Source organism: Deltaproteobacteria bacterium (assembly GCA_026388545.1).
Lineage (GTDB): Bacteria > Desulfobacterota > Syntrophia > Syntrophales > UBA2185 > JAPLJS01.
The window spans coordinates 1-17,525 of sequence record JAPLJS010000079.1 but is presented as its reverse complement, the minus strand read 5'-3'; the positions used below and the strand labels follow the sequence as shown (position 1 = coordinate 17,525).

Sequence of the window (17,525 nt, the reverse complement as noted above, 5' to 3'; positions counted from 1 at the left end):
GTGATCCTGTTTAAACGGCATTGAAAGAAATTCCCATCTTTCACCCTCTCCCTTGCCCTGCTAACTTCAACACCTCATTGATCACTTTCTCAATTCCCAGGGCAACTTTGGAGATGGTGGGACCTAACATATAGGCAGGGGTGGTTACGATCTTGTTTTTCTGGTCAACCACGGCGTTTTCAACAGGAGACACGACATGTTTGCCGCCCATCTTCTCAATTGCTTCTGCCGTACCTTTGTCATTGCCGATTGTTAACTGCGGGTTAAATGAACCCAGCACCTTCGCTGCAATGACCGGGGCAATGCAGATAAATCCAATAGGTTTCTTTGCCGAATGCATTTCTTTTATCAATTTTTCGACCCCGGGGTTAACGGTGCAGTCCGCTCCCTTCACGGCAAAATTGCACAAATTTTTCGCTGCTCCGAATCCGCCGGGAAACACCAGCGCATCGATATCACCGGCTTTCACATCTTTTATGTCTTTAATTACTCCTCTGGCAATGCGGGATGCCTCTACCAGAACATTTCTCTTCTCACCGATGGCCTCCCCCTTTATGTGGTTCACCACATCCATCTGATCAACATTCGGAGCCATGCAGATGATCTCTGCGCCGGCCCTATCCAGGAAAAAAAGCGTCAGGGTTGCCTCATGGATTTCGGCGCCATCGTATACCCCACAACCTGATAAAACTACGCCTACTCTTGCCATCTTCTACCTCCTTATATCTAAAAATCGATTACCTCTATGCTGGTATGGTACATAACAAAAACCTGCTAAAAATTACAATGAAATACTGGATTCCCGCCTCCGCGGGAATGACTGGTTGGATATTGTTATAAAATATAAACTATTATAAACATTATTGTTTTATCGAGTTACCGGTTGCCTCAAGGATGATTCTGCAGTCCGCCACGGTAGTTCCCTGTCCTTCCCCGTGAACGATAAGCGGATTTATATCCATTTCTTTGATCTCCGGGTGGTTGAAAACCAGACTTGACAGACTTACCACAGCTTTCTCAATCGCTTCAATATCCGCTTTCGGACGCCCTCTAAATCCCGTAAGGAGCTTATATCCCTTAATCTCTTGAATCATTCTATGGGCCTCGTTTCTCAATATCGGCGCGAGACGAAACACCACATCCTGAAAAACCTCAACAAAGATTCCGCCGAGGCCGAACATCAGCAAGGGACCGAAATGAGTTCGATTCATGCCGAGAATTATTTCTTCCCCCTGCATGGCCATTTTCTGAACCATAACTCCGTCAACTTCGGCATCCGGCCTGAACTTCCCCGCATTCTCAATTATTTCACGAAAGGCTGCCTTTGCCTCCTCTTTGCTTCTGATTCCTAAGGCAACCCCACATACATCCGTCTTATGGAGGATCTGCTCGGAAGTAATCTTCATAACGACCGGGAAAGTCATGCCTTCCGCGTACTCTGCAGCCTCATCCTCACTTTTCGCCAGATGCGCCGGCAGGACATTAAATCCGTAACACTTCAAAATTTCAACGCTGTCCAACCCATCCAGATGTGTTTTCCCTTGAGCAAGAAACTGTGCAATAATGTTTGCCGCCCCAACACTATCGTGTGTCAGGGTAAACTGCGGGAGATGTTCTCTTTGCAGCCAGTGGGCATATCGGTAAATTACTCCGAACGCCTTTGCCGCGTTTTCCGGAAACCTGTAAACGGGGTAACCATTCTCCTGAAGATATTTCACACCGGCAGAAACATCGAATATACCCATGAAGCAGCATATGATCGGTTTCCCGGCTCCTCTCGCAACCCGTACAATGGCCTGTGCCGTACCGAGGGCATCCGTCATGGATTGGGGTGTCAGGATAACGAGGGCCCCGTCGACCCCGTCGTCCCTGATCACTGCCTTGAGCGCATTCTCGTAGCGCTCGTAGGATGCATCTCCGATGACATCGACGGGATTGTGAATGTTCGCTGTCAACGGCAGGTGGCTTGCAAGATCATCAATCGTTTCTTTCTGGAATTCGGCAAGGACAAGGTCGGATGACACCGTCATGTCCGTTGCCAGTATCCCCGGTCCTCCTGCATTGGTGACAATGGCAACACGGTTTCCTCTTGGCAGTATTCTTCTCCGTTTTCCCAGTTTGCTCTCCTGCTTGTAGGAAAAAACGTTTGCATAATCAAAAAGCTCATCAATGGAGTCAGCCCGGATGATGCCGGCCTGCTTGAAGATAGCATCGTATACTGCGTCCCTTCCGGCTAAAGCGCCCGTATGAGAAGCCGCAGCCATGGCGCCTGCTTTTGTCCGTCCCGACTTTATGGCCAAAACCGGTGTCGGTCTCGCCCCTGACGTAATCTCTTTTACGGTTCTTATGAACTCGGCGCCCCTTCGCAGTTCTTCTATGTAAAGCATGATAACCGCCGTATCAGGATCCTCGTGAAAGAACTGCAAAAGATCCAGTTCATCGACATCCGCCTTGTTGCCTATGGAGATAAACTTTGAAAAACCGATATCCCTGTCTGCGGCAAAATCGAGGACTGCCGTACATAACGCTCCGCTCTGGGAAATAAAAGAAATATTGCCGGGTGACGGCATACGGGCGGAGAAACTGGCATTCAAACTGACGGTTGGAAGGGGATTAATCACACCGAGGCAGTTGGGACCGACAAGTCGAACCCCCGCCTCTCTGCAGACAGAGACCATCCTTTCTTCAATTTCAAGCCCTTCACCTCCGACTTCCCGAAAACCTGCCGAGACAATGACAAATCCCTTTATCCCTTTTTTTATACCCTCTTCTATTGCGGCAAGGGAAGCCATGGGTGGGAGAATCATTATTGCGAGATCCACGCTATCAGGTATTTCACTGATCGAAGGATATGCTTTGACACTGAGAATTGACCTGGCCTTGGGATTGACCGGATACAGTGTACCCTGATAGTGGCCGCTCAAGATATTGGCAAAAATATCATGCCCTACCTTTCCCGGTGTGTTGGAGGCGCCTACAATGGCAACGGATTCCGGCGAAAAAATAGCATTAAGATTGTTCATATATTTATTTCCTTTTACTGTTTGACTATTTCCGGATTTTGGGGGTTTAGCAATACAGTCATACCCAAAATACCCTTCAAATAATCACCCCCGGGAGTATCACTAGGATTGAATTCACTTCCCGGATTAAGCGTTGTTATGGCTGCATGGCCGACTATTCTTCTGCCTTCCCTGCCCAGCAAATCCCTCGTTCTGACTCCCCATAAATTATGAAATATGAGTGCCTTACCCTGATAGCTCCCGATGTACAGCATAATGTGCCCTCTGCGCCATATCAGGGTCAGATACGGTATGCCGTGCTTGAGAATCATCAATTCTTTTTCTTCCGGAGAAAGTTTCTGAAGGTCTATGAATGTCCCTCCCTCTTTTGCCTGATCGGCTGAATGCCTTGGTAACCAGATTCCGAAAGGGGCAAACAGGTCCTTGATCATGGCCGAACAGTCCCTGTTCTGATACAAGCCTCCCCAGCCATAGGGTTCATTGATCAGTTCGTTGGCAAGTTTCGCAATATTTAAAATGGTTAATTGCAGAGGTTTTGATGTTGCCGCTTCTTTTGGTATAACAGCAGTTTTGATGCATGCCTTGCCGTTTTCATCCGCCACAGCCACCAACAGCGTGATGTTTTTCGCATCTTCCTCCATTTTTGGAAACATTGCGCCTAATGGTGCATTAAAAAAATAACGGCCGCCTCCATCATAGAGATGGGTTTTATCCTTCATGACAACCGCATACTGACCCCTTTCCCAGGTCTTTATAAAATTGTTATCCACGGAGGCCACACTTCTTGCTGACATCCACCCCACGGCATAGGGCGTTTCGACTAAAACCCATGCCTTATCCTTTGTCATATGGGATATAAAAAGGGGTGTATTGGGGGCAATAGACGACTCTTGCAGGGTATCGAAAGGATATCCACTATGTGAATAGCTTGCATCAAAAAAGCGGGGCTTATGCGTGGGCAGAACTCGTAAATCAGCAGTTTCAATGGTAATACCTATGAAGCCGCTATTCGGATAATTTTCCAGGTGGGCATTGTTTACTATATTTTTCATCCATGATTTCGAATGTTTTCTTCCATTTTCACCATACCCTAAATTTTTTCTGTACTTCTTAAATCCTCTCTCGACAATGTCTATCTGATAATAGGGTTTCTCCCGGCGCCATGGAGCAAAATAGAGAGAATTATAATTGGCGTCCATTTTTTTTTGATCTTCGACACTTATCCAATCGCGATCGGAAGCAGATTTATCGATGTAAACCATGTGATCCTGTTTGAGGTCCCGGATGTCTCTGATCGTCTCAGGGACAGTAACGCAACCATACAAAACAAAAATAATTACTAAGAATATGAGTATATTTTGCCGTCTCATAGATACCGGATACTTAATCCATAACCAATTAATGATCACCAAGTAAATCATTCATACTTTTTTTATTTTAGGTATTTTTTCTCATGAGTGCAATACTTTTGTGCACCCTTTTCAAACTACTTATCAAAGCCGTCCAAAATATAATTTTTATGGCATAAACCGTAAAAGATTGGTATCATAAAAGACAAAAGGGCGATAAAAGGGCAACAATACCAAAACCGGTTTCTTTTTTTCAGAAAGGAGGGACTGACACATGATTTCGGTAGATCTGTTAAAAACTTTCGGTTTTTTTAAGGGATTCGCTGATGGAGAGTTAGAGAAATTCGCTGAAATAGCCACTGAAGAGTCGTACAAAGCCGGTTTCCAGGTTTACAAGAAGGGAGATCCGGCAAAAAACCTCTACCTGGTGGAAGAGGGAAAGATTATTATGGTCTTGGAGAGTTACATGGGTACCGCTAAACCCCCCATGCAGGTCACCGTGGATATCGTCACAAAGGGAGATGCCATGGGATGGTCATCCGTTGTTGAACCGTATGTATATACCTTAGGGGCTCGATGCATTGACAATGCGAAAGTAATTGCCTTCGATGGAGAAAAACTCAGGCAATTACTAAATAAAGACAGTGCCTTAGGATTCAAGTTCATGCATGCCACTGCAAAAGTAATAGCCACCCGTCTTACCCATACCCAGATTATACTGGTTGGTGAGCGAGGTTTATCTGTCCTGACAGAAATGTAAAACCGGAGGGAAAATCATGGCGGAGGAGACTATCATTTACGGAAAAGCGGGGTGACCTTTCACAGACCAGGCCCTGTCGGCCTACGGGAAAAAGGCAAAGTACCTCGATGTGAAATCCGACAGCGCAAAATTACAGGAGATGCTCAAGATTTCCGGCGGTGTTCGGCAAGTTCCGGTCATTGTGGAGGGCGATAAAGTAACCATCGGCTACGGGGGTGCCTGAGGGGTCTGAAGGCCGATAGGTAATCGGTCTCACACCGAAACTTATAAGGATATAGATCAGTTGGCGATAAATACTTTCGCATGTGCTTGCCGTCATCATCAAGGTAGGCTGTTGATGCGGAGGAAAATCTGTTTAAGATGAATGATTTTCTGGGGGACTCTGTCCCCCAGTTTATATTTATTTAAAGGTGTGAAGCATCTTTGTCCATCAGGACATACCATACAATTCTTCGTATCAGGGAGGTTCATATAGATAGCCATGATTAGTAAACCCCACAAATTCTTTATCGTGATTCTTTTTCTGTTTTCGTTACTGTTTATCCCTTTTGCAGATTTTACTTTTTTACCCAAGGAGCTGAATGGAGATAATGCCTTTGCATCTCCGGCAGGAAAAGCGGCGGGAACACCTGTCTCTTTTGCTGACTTAGTGGAAAAATGGAGTCCCACTGTAGTCAATATCAGCACGACGACCATCGTTAAAAGTAAAAAACGACTTGACAATCCCTTCGGAAACGATATGCCTTCCCCCAGGTTTTTCGGTGGGGATGACTTTTTCAGAAGATTTTTTGAAAACGCACCCGAAAGGGAATTTAAACAACGGAGCCTGGGATCAGGATTCATCATTTCCAGTGATGGCTATATCTTTACCAATAATCACGTTGTTGAGAAGGCTGATAAAATAAAAGTAAAACTTGCCACCGGTAAAGAATACGATGCAGAAGTTAAGGGGAGAGACGCCAATACAGATATTGCATTGATTAAAATAAACGCAGCCGACAGTCTCCCCGTCGTTAAGTTCGGAGATTCTGAAAAATTACGGACAGGTGAATGGGTATTTGCCATCGGCAACCCTTTCGGGCTGGAACATACGGTCACAGCAGGAATTGTCAGTGCAAAGGGGCGTGTCATCGGTTCAGGACCGTACGATAATTTCATTCAAACAGATGCCTCCATAAATCTTGGCAACAGTGGCGGTCCGCTCTTCAACATCGAGGGTGAAGTCGTCGGTATCAATACTGCAATTGTTGCTCAAGCACAAGGGATTGGTTTTGCCATACCAATTAACACGGCAAAAGGTATTCTCGCCGATCTCAAAACGAAGGGAATCGTCACCCGGGGGTGGTTAGGAATATCCATACAGGATATTACAGAAGATATTGCCGAAAATTTGAAATTGAAAGACATAAAGGGCGCCCTGGTAGGTCATGTCTTTGAGGGTGATCCGGCCGATAAGGCCGGTATAAAAACCGGCGATATCATCATCGAAATTGCCGGAAAGAAAATTCAGGACACCCACGAACTGTTGAGAATTGTTGCCGCTCTGAAAATTGGAGAAAAGGCTAACGTCAAAGTTGTGCGTGATGGCCGGGAGAAGACTCTTCAGGTGACAATTGGTGAACGGAAAGAAGAAAAAGAAATAGCCCGCAAAGGTAAGATCGGCGAGCATTATGGCATGACAGTTCAAGAAATTACTCCCGAGATGGCAAAACATTTGGGGCTTTCTGGAAAAGGCGGGGTTATTATCACCCAGGTACGTGAGGGAAGTCCTGCCGATGATGCCGGATTGAAAATCCAGGATATTATTCTCCAGGTCAACAAAGTAAATATTTCTTCCCTGAAAGATTTTCTGAACGAAATCAAGAAAGCTCCTCAAGAAGCAACTCTCTTACTTTTAATCAAGAGAGGAGATATGAACTTCTTTGTAACGGTAAAAAAAGAATCTCCGAAGTGATTTTCCACTTATTGACATGGGACCAACAAGCTGATAAGGAGACGACCAATATCCGTTGCAAATATTTTAAACATCCTCAGAACGATCGGATCGCGGCTTAAATCGCAAAAGGGGGGCCATGAAATATTTAGGAGGGCGGGAAATAAAATATTTTGTTCCCACAAAGATTTTTTTTACAAAAGGTGTCGGAACGCATAAGGACGAACTCCATTCATTTGAGCGGGCTCTGAGGGACGCGGGCATAGAGAAATTCAACCTTGTGCAGGTATCGAGTATCTTTCCGCCACGATGTAAAATGGTCTCGAAAACCCAGGGACTGAAAGAACTGGTACCTGGGGGAATGACCTTCTGTGTCATGAGCCGTTGCTGCAGCGACGAACCGAAGCGACTTCTGGCTGCTTCTGTCGGTTGCGCCATCCCGGCAGAGAAATCGTCTTATGGGTATATCAGCGAACATCATGCTTTCGGTCAAACGGAGAAACAAGCCGGCGATTACGCCGAAGACCTTGCTGCCGCTATGCTGGCATCCACACTGGGCATTGATTTTGATGTCGATGAAAGCTGGGATGAGAAGAAGGAGATCTTTAAAATCAGCGGAAAAATCGTCAGAACACGCAATGTGACCCAATCTGCGATTGTTAGAAAAGCAGGATACACTACCGTCGTCGCCGCCGCCGTATTTGTTTTCTGAAACCAACCCCTCTCTCATCAAGGGAGAGGGGGCGATTACGTTATTTTAGCCGGACGGGGTTTCACCTATATGGTTTCATATAAGAGTCTCCTCAGTTTTCTATCGATTCTCATCTCCATCACTATTCTGCCAATTCACCCCTTAGTATCCTGTGCCTCTGCCGCGAAGTCCGATGACACTGACTTCCTTGATCAAAGAACAGCAATGGTAAAAAGCCAAATTGTGGAAAGAGGCGTCAAAGATACCCATGTGATCCGGGCAATGATGTCTGTTCCACGCCATAAATTCGTGCCTGATAAATATATCGCCTCGGCATATGATGATAGACCTCTTCCCATCGGATACGGACAAACGATTTCCCAGCCGTATATCGTGGCGTACATGACGGAGGTCTTGAATCTGAATAAGACCAGCAAGGTTTTAGAAGTCGGTACGGGATCGGGTTTCCAGGCGGCAATCCTCTCGCCTATTGTCAAGCAGGTCTACACGATCGAGATTATTCCTGAACTGGCAACATCTGCCTCTTTTCGCCTGAAAAATTTAGGGTATGATAACGTTGACGTTGGAATAGGAGATGGCTATTACGGCTGGAATAAACATGCTCCTTTTGATGCTATTATAGTAACCGCAGCAGCCGGTCATATCCCGCCGCCCCTCCTGGCACAGCTTAAAAATAACGGCAGAATGGTTATCCCCGTGGGAGGCTCCTTCATGGTTCAAAATCTTATCCTGATCAATAAGGACAATGACGGCAATATAACTACCAGAAACTTGTTGCCGGTACGTTTTGTCCCCCTGACCGGGAAGCACGATTAACACTATGGTTGCCCCATTGTCATTACAACGTATTCAGACCTCAGTCTTCCTGATATCTGCCGCTCTTATCTCCTACCAGATCCTCCTGGTCAAAATGTTCTCCATACAGTACTGGTACCATTTCGCTTATCTCATCATCAGCATAGCCCTCCTTGGATTCGGGGCGAGCGGCACTTTTATCTTTCTTTTTAAAAGACAGTTGAAGAATCACTTCCCGTTAGTCCTGTTCCTGTGTCCCCTCCTTCTCGTATTGTCGATCTGGATGAACATTTACCTGAACCGTGCGATTGCGTTCAATCCCCTCATGATCATCTGGCACAAATACGAAATCATCCGTCTTCTTTTCTTAAGCCTTGCCATCTTTGTTCCCTTTTTTCTCGGCGCCCTCTGTATCGGAATCAGCTTCGTAGCCGCTTCCGATAACATCCACAAGATATATTTCGCCAACATGGCAGGGTCAGGTTTGGGAAGCCTGATTGTCCTTCTCACTTTTTTTCATATCAAACCGTATGATATTATGTTCTTTATTTCAATGATCACAATCTGTGCGGCTCTCGTGGGAAGTACGAGTCATACCAGGCAGGGGATCATCTGTGCCGCCGGAGGTACAATGATACTTCTTCATGTTTTTTTGTTCCGCTCCGCTCCGCTCCCAATGAGCGATTTCAAAGATCTTGCCCAGGCCGAAAATCTCATCATGGCGAAAAAAGATATGGAAGTCTTCGGCCCCCTCGGTCTGGCTACCGTACTTTCCAGCCCTGCCTACCATTATCTCCCCGATTTGAGTTTGAATTGTCCATACCCGTTACCGCGGCAGAAGGGGCTCTTTCTGGACGGAAACACTGTCGGGGCTATCAATGAGTTCACCGGTAATGTCAATGATGTTCATTTTATGGATTACCGGACCAACTCGCTTGCATATAAGATTTTACATCATCCTGATGTGTTGATTATCGGCGGCGGCTCCGGAACAGAAATGCTCAACGCCGGATACCACGCGGCAAAAAGTATCTCCGTTGTGGAAATGAATGGGGATATTGTTCATCTGATGCAGGGAGTTTATGGTTCATTTAGTGGGAATCTCTATACTACTGGAAACACCTCTGTTTATATCGAAGAGGGGCGGGGATACCTGCAGAGAACAAAGAAACTTTTTGATCTTGTCCAGATCAGCCTGCTGGAATCTATGGGTACGGCTACCGCCGGCGTTTATTCCCTCAATGAAAACTATCTTTTTACGACAGAGGCAATAGAGAAATGCCTGATGGTTCTCGCACCGGGGGGAATCCTCTCCATCTCCACCTGGATTAAAAATCCTCCACGGGATAACATCAAGCTCCTCGCCATGGCGATTGAGGCAGTTGAAAGGCACGGGAAAAACACACCTGCCCAATCAATCGTCATGATCAGGAGCTGGCAGACCGCCACACTCCTGGTGAAAAACGGCATCTTTGAGAGCACGGACATAGCGGCCATCAGGGAGTACTGCAAAAGCCGCCTTTTCGATATTTCCTACTACCCGGGAGTTAAAGAAAAAGAAACCAATATTTTTAATATCCTGGAAGAAGACACTTTTTATTATGCGGCAAAGAGTCTATTATCACCGGAAAAAGAAAAATTCTACGAAACCTATCCTTTTTATGTTAAACCCGCCACAGACGACAGTCCCTTCTTTTCTCATTTTTTTAAAATTGGCATGCTGAAAGAATATCTCAACTCATATAACCGCACCCTGATCCCATTCCTGGATTGGGGATACATCCTGGTGTGGATAACGGCATGCGTCCTTTTTCTGCTGGGTATAGCCTTCATCCTGGCTCCCATGCCTTTCATTCTTTCTTCCCGGGAGGGTCTCATTTCACTTCTTATTTATTTCGGCTCTTTAGGAATGGCTTATATGTTTTTAGAAATATCCATCCTGCAGCGATTCATCCGCTATCTCTACGACCCCATCTTCTCCGCAAGTGTCGTAATCGGCTCATTCCTCGTCTACTCAGGGATAGGAAGCCTGATTGCAGGGAAATGCAGGCCGGTCAAATCAAAACACATCTTCTGGTCCGTATTCATTATCGGTCTTGCCGGCTTCGTTTTCCTGACCGCCGACCGGTGGCTCCAGGACGCCCTCTCCGGCTTCCCATTGTGGCTGAGAATGCTTTCGTGCAGCTTACTCATCGCACCCCTTGCTGTTCCCATGGGCATCCTCTTTCCATCGGGACTCAGCGAATTGGCAGCAGAAAGGGAAGTGCTCATTCCCTGGGCGTGGAGCATAAACGGTTTCTTCTCCGTCACAGGAAGTGCGTCAACGGTGCTCATTGCCATAGGGTGGGGCTTTAAATCTATTATTGTGATAGCCGTATTGCTCTATATTCTATCGGCATTCATGTTCACCCGGCTCAGAATGAAAGGAAGCAAATATTAATATGCCTGTCAACAGAGATGGCTTTGCAAAACCTGTATTAGTAACTCAAGACATCGGTGATGCCGAACTGCCGTACCTCTCATACAACGGCAACGGGCCAACCTTGATCTTCCTTCATGCCACGGGATTCTTGCCCTGGTTATGGCACCCCATTGCAAGAGAATTATCTCCATCATACAGGATCATCGCCCCTTATATCTGCGACTACCGGAAAGCAGATCCTGAAAAAGGCGGTCTCGGCTGGGCGACAGTTGCAAAAGATATTGCTGCTCTTTGCAACAAAAACAATATCGAAAATCCTCTCCTGGTGGGACACTCCATGGGGGCGACCGTTTCGACAATTGCACATGTACTTTATGGCATAAAGGCAAAGGGAATGATCCTGATAGAGCCAATCTTTCTATCTGAGGATTTTTACCGTGCTGGTATCAGTGTCAAAGATCATCCCCTGGCTTCCAAAGCGTTGAAACGTACCGACCACTGGGCAAATGCATCAGAGGCAATGGGCTATCTCAGATCAAAAGCTCTTTTTCAGAACTGGACTGAGGAAATGCTGGAACTCTATATATCATATGGCATGAAAGAGAAAAAGAAGGGCGGGCTTCAGTTAGCCTGTTCTCCTAAAACGGAGGCTGCCCTGTTCATGGGCGGTCTGCGCTATAACCCGTGGCCTCTCCTCCCGAAAGTTTCATGTCCTGTCCTCGTTGTCGAGGGAGAGAAGAGTGAGAGCAAAAATTTCATCGACCTTAATCGGACCGTTTCCCTGTTACCGGAAGCTTCTCACCTTCTCGTAAAGGATGCCGGACATCTTATTCCTATGGAGCAACCGACAAGAACCACAGCAATTATCAGGGATTTCTTCAGCCGTATACCATTGTAAAAGCCGCCAACGCATTGCCCACCTGTTGAAGATAATATCCAGCATATAAAAATTTTTAAAAAAATATTGTATAATCACTTGAAAAAACATCATTTGTCATGTACAAGCATTTACATATGGCGACTATGCAAGCTTCACAGTGGCCAAGGAAAAAAATTAAGAGGAGGGAGCCGAGCATGGCAAAGTTAAAAAAGGGTGATTTATTGACTTGTGAGGTGTGCAGTCTCGTGGTTGTTGTTGATGAGGCATGCGGCTGTGCCGTGGGTGAGATCATTTGCTGTAAGGAGCAGCCAATGGTGAAGGGCAAGGCTGCCGCCGCTAAAGCGAAGAACAAACCAACAACCAAGGCTGCGGCTAAACCTGCCGTTGCAAAAGCGGGCAAGGGGAAAACCGGCGCCGTTGCCAAGGCTGCCCCCGCTAAAGCGAAACCTGCCGTAAAGAAGGCAGTGAAAAAGCCTGTTGCCAAGGCAAAAAAGTAGAGATAGTTTAATCTATCAATGATGATTATTACATGTTTTGTGAAACCCCGTTTCTCAAAATCGACATGAGGACGGGGTTTTGTCTTTTTTAATAAATGGATAGAAAAGATTTCCATAGAGAAGAAAAAGACACCTTTCACGCCGCAAAAAATCCTAGAGAAAGCCGGTGGTGTGAAAAGTACGGATATTTCATTGACACCGACGCCTGCCAGGCAAGGGCCAACACCCGATCACGATGCCGCCGATGCATCGCCAACTGGCAGCAGCTAACCCTGCCCTTTCCCGACTTTACACCACTCATGCGATATAAACCTCATATCCACCCTGCCTGTTGTCCGCCCTCGCGAGAGCAGGCTCCTTACGGGAAAGACAGAGAAAGCACAAATTTAAAAATAGTGTACTAGGGTCCAGGGAGCACAGGAGATGAATACGAAAATTATCGATTCTCATATGCACTGCGGTATTCAGAATGTCAATCTGCCCTTTGAAATCATAAAGCAATATCTTGATTCGGCGGGAATACAGGGTGCATGTCTCTTTGCCCCTGTCGAGGATATCTATGACCGGTATACCTATGACTTCGAAGATAATTCCGTCTGGATGACCTGCAGGCAGCGGGCCAATAATTATCTGTTAGACCTCCAGCAGACCCAAGAAAACATCTTTTCCTATTACTTTGTATGGAACGACTTCAGGAAGGATGAGTTAAAGAAAGGCTACAAGGCAATTAAGTGGCATCGCCACGAACATGAACCGGTCTATAATTACGACGATCCCCTCTGTGAGGGATTCCTGCAGGAGGTTTATCGTCAGGCGCTTCCCATTGTCCTCGAAGAATCTTTCGATAACACCCGGTACTTCATCAGGAGAGTCAAGGGGAGAACCCCTATCATTATTCCTCATATGGGTGGATTAAACGGCGGCTTTACCGCGCTATTCAGATCGGGGATATGGGATGATGAAACCATCTACGCCGATACGGCTCTGGCTTCAGGGCGGGAAATATCGGCATTTTTGGACAAGTATGGAAGCGACAGGCTCCTTTTCGGAAGCGATTTTCCTTTCGGTACACCCGGCAGCGAACTCCAGGAAGTAATCCGGTTAAACTTAGGAAAACAGGATTTCGAAAATATTGTCTGCCACAACATCTTAAGGTTGCTGAAGATATGAGTCAGTCTCGAAACGCCATCCGTCGAATACGTCAAGGAACCGGATGTCTATAATGTCGCGCAGTCTTTCTGCCATCGTCGCGCCTTTTTCAGTAATCCGTAAAGGTGTTTCGCCTCCGGTCTTAAGGCAAGCGCCTCGGCCACCAGCTGTTCCAATCCCGTATAGTCGGCCTTTTCCTCGAAGATTTTGAAAATAGTACGAGCCAGAAAATGATCGTCTGGCCGCTTGATAAAAACGCTTTTCAGGTAAGCGGCGGCCTGCTCTTTGTCTCCCATCTTATAGTAGGTGTAGCCCAGCATCTTGCGGGTGAATTCATGGTCCCGGAGGGCCAGCAGCCTCGTATAGATCTCCACGGCCTGATCGTATCTTTCCATTTTTTTATACAGGTCGGCAAGATAGAGATGGAGATCGTAATCCCCGGCGTAACCCGGCATCACCATGATGGCCTCGATCTCGGCAACGGCCTCCGCCGTCTTCTTGCCGGCGAATTTCTGCCGGTAAAGGGTAAACCTGTTCGCGCCGTCCTCTGCCGTTTCCCCATCAGCCGCTATCTTCTTCAGGGGTTCGCTTTCGGGAAACCTCGCCAGTGCCTGCCGGAGGACTTCCTCTCCCTTTTCCCTGCCAACGCACTGTGAGGCTGTTTTGACCAGGAAAACATGAAAATCTTCATCGCCCACACCCCACGAGAGGATCGCGGTGAGCAGCCGTTCCATGTCTTCTTTGGCCTTTTCCTGCCGGAGCACACTGAGGTAGGTCTTTAGGAAAAAGATGTCGTTCTTCAGCATCTCCACCCGTCCTTCCGCCTTGGTCCGCGCCTCTTTTGTCTTATTGAGTCTAAGGAGCAGGTAGACCTCTGTCCTTAAAAGAAAAGGATGGGTCGGATAGATAGTCAGGGCCTCCTTCAGCACTTCGTGCGCCCCACGGTAGTCCCTCTTTCTCTCCAGTTCGATTATTCTGTCGGCGTATTCTCTGGCGTTGGTCATGGGTTTTTTACTTTAAGATCAAGATTTCAATATCCATAATAAAAAATATAACCATAAGGAGATTCCTGTGTCATTAGTCGGAAAATATATCGATTCCCACTGTACGAAATGTAAACTCTTGCTGGCCCACGTTGTCATGTATGAAGTTGACGGTAAAGTTAAAAGGGTTAAATGTAAAACCTGCGGTTCGGAACATATGTACAGAACGGCAACGCAACAGAAAAAAAGCAATGATCTTGTGGCGCAGCCCAGGCAAGAAAAAAGAGTGACGACGGCATCTAAGAGCCGAAAGCCGGTCAACGATGCCCCCATCCAGTGGGAACGCAAGCATAGTGAAATGAATCCGGAAATCCCAGTAAAAGTGTACCGCGTTCAGGACATATACAAGCCTGACGAGGTGATCAAGCATCAATTATTCGGCCTGGGTTTTGTCAGACGGGTCTCAGATACAAGCATGGAAGTCTTATTTAAGGATGCTATTAAACGAATGGCCATGAATATCAAATAAAGATGAAAGATTTTTCTTCCAGGGAAATGCAAATTGAAAAATGGCGTTTTACCTCATTTTTTATGGTCTTTTAGAATAATTTTATATCAATTTCAAAGTAGGTCTTGATTTACGACTATACACCTACTACTGTTCAGCGGTGGGCAGTTGTCAGAATTGAGGATTACGGATGGAAAGAGAGTAACGCCCGAATTCAGCCGCCGCCAAAGGCGGTCGGCTGAAATAAATGGTTGGGCTAAAACTATCTGCCACCCCTCGATATATATAATCCGAAAGCAATGCCCAGTATTAAGGGTATCAACAGAATTGTTTTCTCAATCGGATAAATCCATAATCCCAATATTACCCATACGGAATTACAGACTATTTGTATCAGGGGATGATATCTTGTGTAGAGCATGGCTTTGTTTAGTCTTCGTTTAAAGGCATTTCTCAACAGCAGTCGATCAGTGTGACAAAAATTGTGCCCAAAGAAGGGTTAACCTGCCTGTGTCACATGAAATATCCCTCCTTTCTGTCTATAAATAACCTGACCACCCATTGCTGTCATTGTATCAATACCCGACACATATTTTCCCCTTCCATACATAGAGAGGTGGGAAGCTGGGAGTTGTTCCAGTCCTAAATAATAAAAAAATGCCGGAACTTTAACATTAAGTGTGGTACAAACTTCAGGGGTAGATATTCCAATCTGCCAGTTTCATGGGGAGTGATTCCGGTCGTTATCGGATTCGCCGAGATTCTTTGCTACGGTAAGATAATATTGCGTCAAGGAATGATAAAAGTCTGCTACCACCATTGCGACTGGTTTGGCGATACTTCTCCTCAATACGAGGTTTGAAAAGTGAAGTTCATCACCAAGACAATTTTCAAGAACCTGTCCCATTTGTGGACAAGCCTTCGCGGAAACGGTTTGGCGCAAAAGTTTGCCTGTTTCGAGCCGCCGCTGCGAGCGGAGTTATTCAGCGCCGATCAGATGGAGCTGCATGGCAAGATTCTCGCAGGCTCGCACACGTTAAGCCCGGGATACGCTCCGGATCGGCTTCTGACAAGACTGGCTGAGAATGAAGGCCTCCTGATTGGCGTCCAAAATTTGCTGACGGAGGCGGTTAAGGCAACCCGCCGGATTACGCCTGCCGGGGAATGGCTGCTCGACAACTTCTATCTGATTGAAGAGCAGATACGCACCGCCAGGAGGCATTTGCCAAAGGGGTACAGCCGGGAACTCTCTCGCCTGATGAATGGTCCGTCGGCTGCTCTGCCGCGCGTATATGACATTGCGCTGGAAATGATCTCCCATGGCGATGGGCGGGTAGATCCTGAGATTCTCAGCAGATTTGCCGCAGCCTACCAGACCGTCACCGCACTGAAGTTAGGCGAATTGTGGGCAATACCCATTATGCTGCGCCTGGCGCTGATCGAGAATCTCCGGCGCGTTGCCGCCCGGATCGCTACCGATAGAATCGACCGCAACCTGGCCGATTATTGGGCAGACCAGATGACGGAGAGCGCCACGAAGGACCCGAAGAGCCTGATTCTGGTAATCGCAGACATGGCGCGATCAAACCCGCCGCTGGTGAGCTCGTTTATAGCGGAAATTACACGCCGCCTGCAGGGACAGGGTCCTGCTCTGTCATTGCCGCTTACCTGGCTTGAGCAGCGGCTGTCCGAGTGCGGCCAGACGATCCAGCAACTGGTGCAGGCGGAGAACCAACAACTGGCTGCCGATCAGGTATCCATGAGCAACAGCATCGGCAGCCTTCGTTTCCTGAGCGCGATGGACTGGCGAGAGTTCGTCGAGACGATGAGCGTTGTCGAGCAAGTGCTGCGCGAGGACCCCGGAGGCGTTTACGGCACAATGGATTTTTCTACCCGTGACCGTTACCGCCATGTCGTGGAAAAGATAGCGAGACACAGCCGGTTTTCCGAGAGCGAGGTGGCGCGCACGGCGATCGGGCTGGCGCATGAGGGTGCGAACGGGAAAGACGGTAATGATCGCTCGGCACATGTCGGCTTTTACCTGATCGACAAGGGATTGCCCCAACTCGAACGGGCGCTGGAGGTACGCCTTTCCCCATCTGAGTACCTTCAGAGATGGAGCCGCCGGTTTCCTTTTCTCCTCTATCTGGGTACAATCACGCTGATGACGTCAATCTTCGCCGGGGGCTTACTGGCGAAGGCGCATGTCGGTGCGTTACCGGGATGGGCAATTGTTCTGATCGTACTCCTCTCAGTTCTGGGCGCAAGTCAACTGGCCATTGCGCTGGTAAACTTGCTGGCAACGCTGTTGGCGATACCCCATCCGCTGCCGCGCATGGACTTCTCCAAAGGGATACCGCCGGAATTCCGCACACTGGCCGTGGTTCCGACGATGCTCATAAGCACGCAGAATATAGAGGATCTGATCGAGGCGCTTGAAGTGCGGTTCCTGGCAAATCGGGACGCTAACCTGCACTTCGGCCTGTTGACCGATTTTCGAGACGCACAGGAGGA

Annotated in this window: 17 protein-coding genes; 12 read left to right on the top strand and 5 right to left on the bottom strand. The window is 47.3% G+C overall.

Annotated features, from left to right (window positions below; translation table 11 throughout):
- Positions 1–40: 40 nt before the first annotated feature.
- The 3 genes from elbB to NTW12_10025 all read right to left on the bottom strand — a co-directional run bounded on the left by elbB (position 41) and on the right by NTW12_10025 (position 4,393).
- Positions 41–709 carry an isoprenoid biosynthesis glyoxalase ElbB gene (gene elbB / locus NTW12_10035; GenBank protein MCX5846675.1) on the bottom strand — a complete coding sequence of 223 codons (669 nt, stop codon included), beginning with the start codon at positions 707–709 and terminating at the stop codon, positions 41–43.
- Between the two features lie 151 nt (positions 710–860).
- Positions 861–3,023: an acetate--CoA ligase family protein gene (locus tag NTW12_10030; GenBank protein MCX5846674.1), complete on the bottom strand. Its 2,163-nt coding sequence runs from the start codon at positions 3,021–3,023 to the stop codon at positions 861–863.
- A 14-nt stretch (positions 3,024–3,037) separates the two neighbouring features.
- The gene (locus NTW12_10025) at positions 3,038–4,393 is read right to left on the bottom strand and encodes an SH3 domain-containing protein (GenBank protein ID MCX5846673.1); all 1,356 of its coding nucleotides are present in this window, start codon (positions 4,391–4,393) and stop codon (positions 3,038–3,040) included.
- Between the two features lie 253 nt (positions 4,394–4,646).
- Here NTW12_10025 and NTW12_10020 point away from each other — a divergent pair, with 253 nt between their 5' ends.
- Positions 4,647–5,132: a cyclic nucleotide-binding domain-containing protein gene (locus tag NTW12_10020; GenBank protein ID MCX5846672.1), complete on the top strand. Its 486-nt coding sequence runs from the start codon at positions 4,647–4,649 to the stop codon at positions 5,130–5,132.
- A 16-nt stretch (positions 5,133–5,148) separates the two neighbouring features.
- The gene (locus NTW12_10015; GenBank protein ID MCX5846671.1) at positions 5,149–5,355 is read left to right on the top strand and encodes a UXX-star (seleno)protein family 1; all 207 of its coding nucleotides are present in this window, start codon (positions 5,149–5,151) and stop codon (positions 5,353–5,355) included.
- Here NTW12_10015 and NTW12_10010 read toward each other — a convergent pair.
- Positions 5,263–5,454, bottom strand: coding sequence for a hypothetical protein (locus NTW12_10010; GenBank protein MCX5846670.1), 192 nt, complete (start codon positions 5,452–5,454; stop codon positions 5,263–5,265). The two genes, NTW12_10015 and NTW12_10010, sit on opposite strands and share 93 nt — an antisense overlap.
- Positions 5,455–5,613: 159 nt before the next feature.
- Between NTW12_10010 and NTW12_10005 the strand changes: the two genes are divergently transcribed.
- The 8 genes from NTW12_10005 to NTW12_09970 all read left to right on the top strand — a co-directional run bounded on the left by NTW12_10005 (position 5,614) and on the right by NTW12_09970 (position 13,541).
- Positions 5,614–7,086: a DegQ family serine endoprotease gene (locus NTW12_10005; protein ID MCX5846669.1), complete on the top strand. Its 1,473-nt coding sequence runs from the start codon at positions 5,614–5,616 to the stop codon at positions 7,084–7,086.
- A gap of 118 nt (positions 7,087–7,204) precedes the next feature.
- Entirely contained in the window at positions 7,205–7,777 is a 573-nt protein-coding gene (locus NTW12_10000; protein MCX5846668.1) for an arginine decarboxylase, pyruvoyl-dependent, read from the top strand.
- A 69-nt stretch (positions 7,778–7,846) separates the two neighbouring features.
- Positions 7,847–8,593, top strand: a complete 747-nt coding sequence (locus NTW12_09995) for a protein-L-isoaspartate(D-aspartate) O-methyltransferase (GenBank protein MCX5846667.1) — start codon at positions 7,847–7,849, stop codon at positions 8,591–8,593.
- A 4-nt stretch (positions 8,594–8,597) separates the two neighbouring features.
- Positions 8,598–11,012 (top strand): hypothetical protein, encoded by a 2,415-nt coding sequence (locus NTW12_09990; GenBank protein MCX5846666.1) that lies wholly within the window; start codon positions 8,598–8,600, stop codon positions 11,010–11,012.
- A gap of 1 nt (position 11,013) precedes the next feature.
- Positions 11,014–11,892, top strand: coding sequence for an alpha/beta hydrolase (locus tag NTW12_09985; protein ID MCX5846665.1), 879 nt, complete (start codon positions 11,014–11,016; stop codon positions 11,890–11,892).
- A 176-nt stretch (positions 11,893–12,068) separates the two neighbouring features.
- Complete coding sequence (locus tag NTW12_09980) at positions 12,069–12,371, top strand: hypothetical protein (GenBank protein ID MCX5846664.1); 303 nt, start codon at positions 12,069–12,071, stop codon at positions 12,369–12,371.
- A 95-nt stretch (positions 12,372–12,466) separates the two neighbouring features.
- Entirely contained in the window at positions 12,467–12,775 is a 309-nt protein-coding gene (locus NTW12_09975; protein MCX5846663.1) for a hypothetical protein, read from the top strand.
- 19 nt (positions 12,776–12,794) lie between these two features.
- Positions 12,795–13,541, top strand: coding sequence for an amidohydrolase family protein (locus NTW12_09970; protein ID MCX5846662.1), 747 nt, complete (start codon positions 12,795–12,797; stop codon positions 13,539–13,541).
- 47 nt (positions 13,542–13,588) lie between these two features.
- On the opposite strand, the gene NTW12_09965 is transcribed toward NTW12_09970, so the two are convergent.
- Positions 13,589–14,524, bottom strand: a complete 936-nt coding sequence (locus tag NTW12_09965; GenBank protein ID MCX5846661.1) for a hypothetical protein — start codon at positions 14,522–14,524, stop codon at positions 13,589–13,591.
- 67 nt (positions 14,525–14,591) lie between these two features.
- On the opposite strand from NTW12_09965, the gene NTW12_09960 reads away from it, so the two are divergent.
- Together NTW12_09960 and NTW12_09955 are read left to right on the top strand one after the other, a co-directional pair.
- Positions 14,592–15,032, top strand: coding sequence for a hypothetical protein (locus tag NTW12_09960; GenBank protein ID MCX5846660.1), 441 nt, complete (start codon positions 14,592–14,594; stop codon positions 15,030–15,032).
- A gap of 877 nt (positions 15,033–15,909) precedes the next feature.
- The coding region (locus NTW12_09955) for a cyclic beta 1-2 glucan synthetase (protein ID MCX5846659.1) at positions 15,910–17,525 on the top strand (1,616 nt) is incomplete at its 3' end.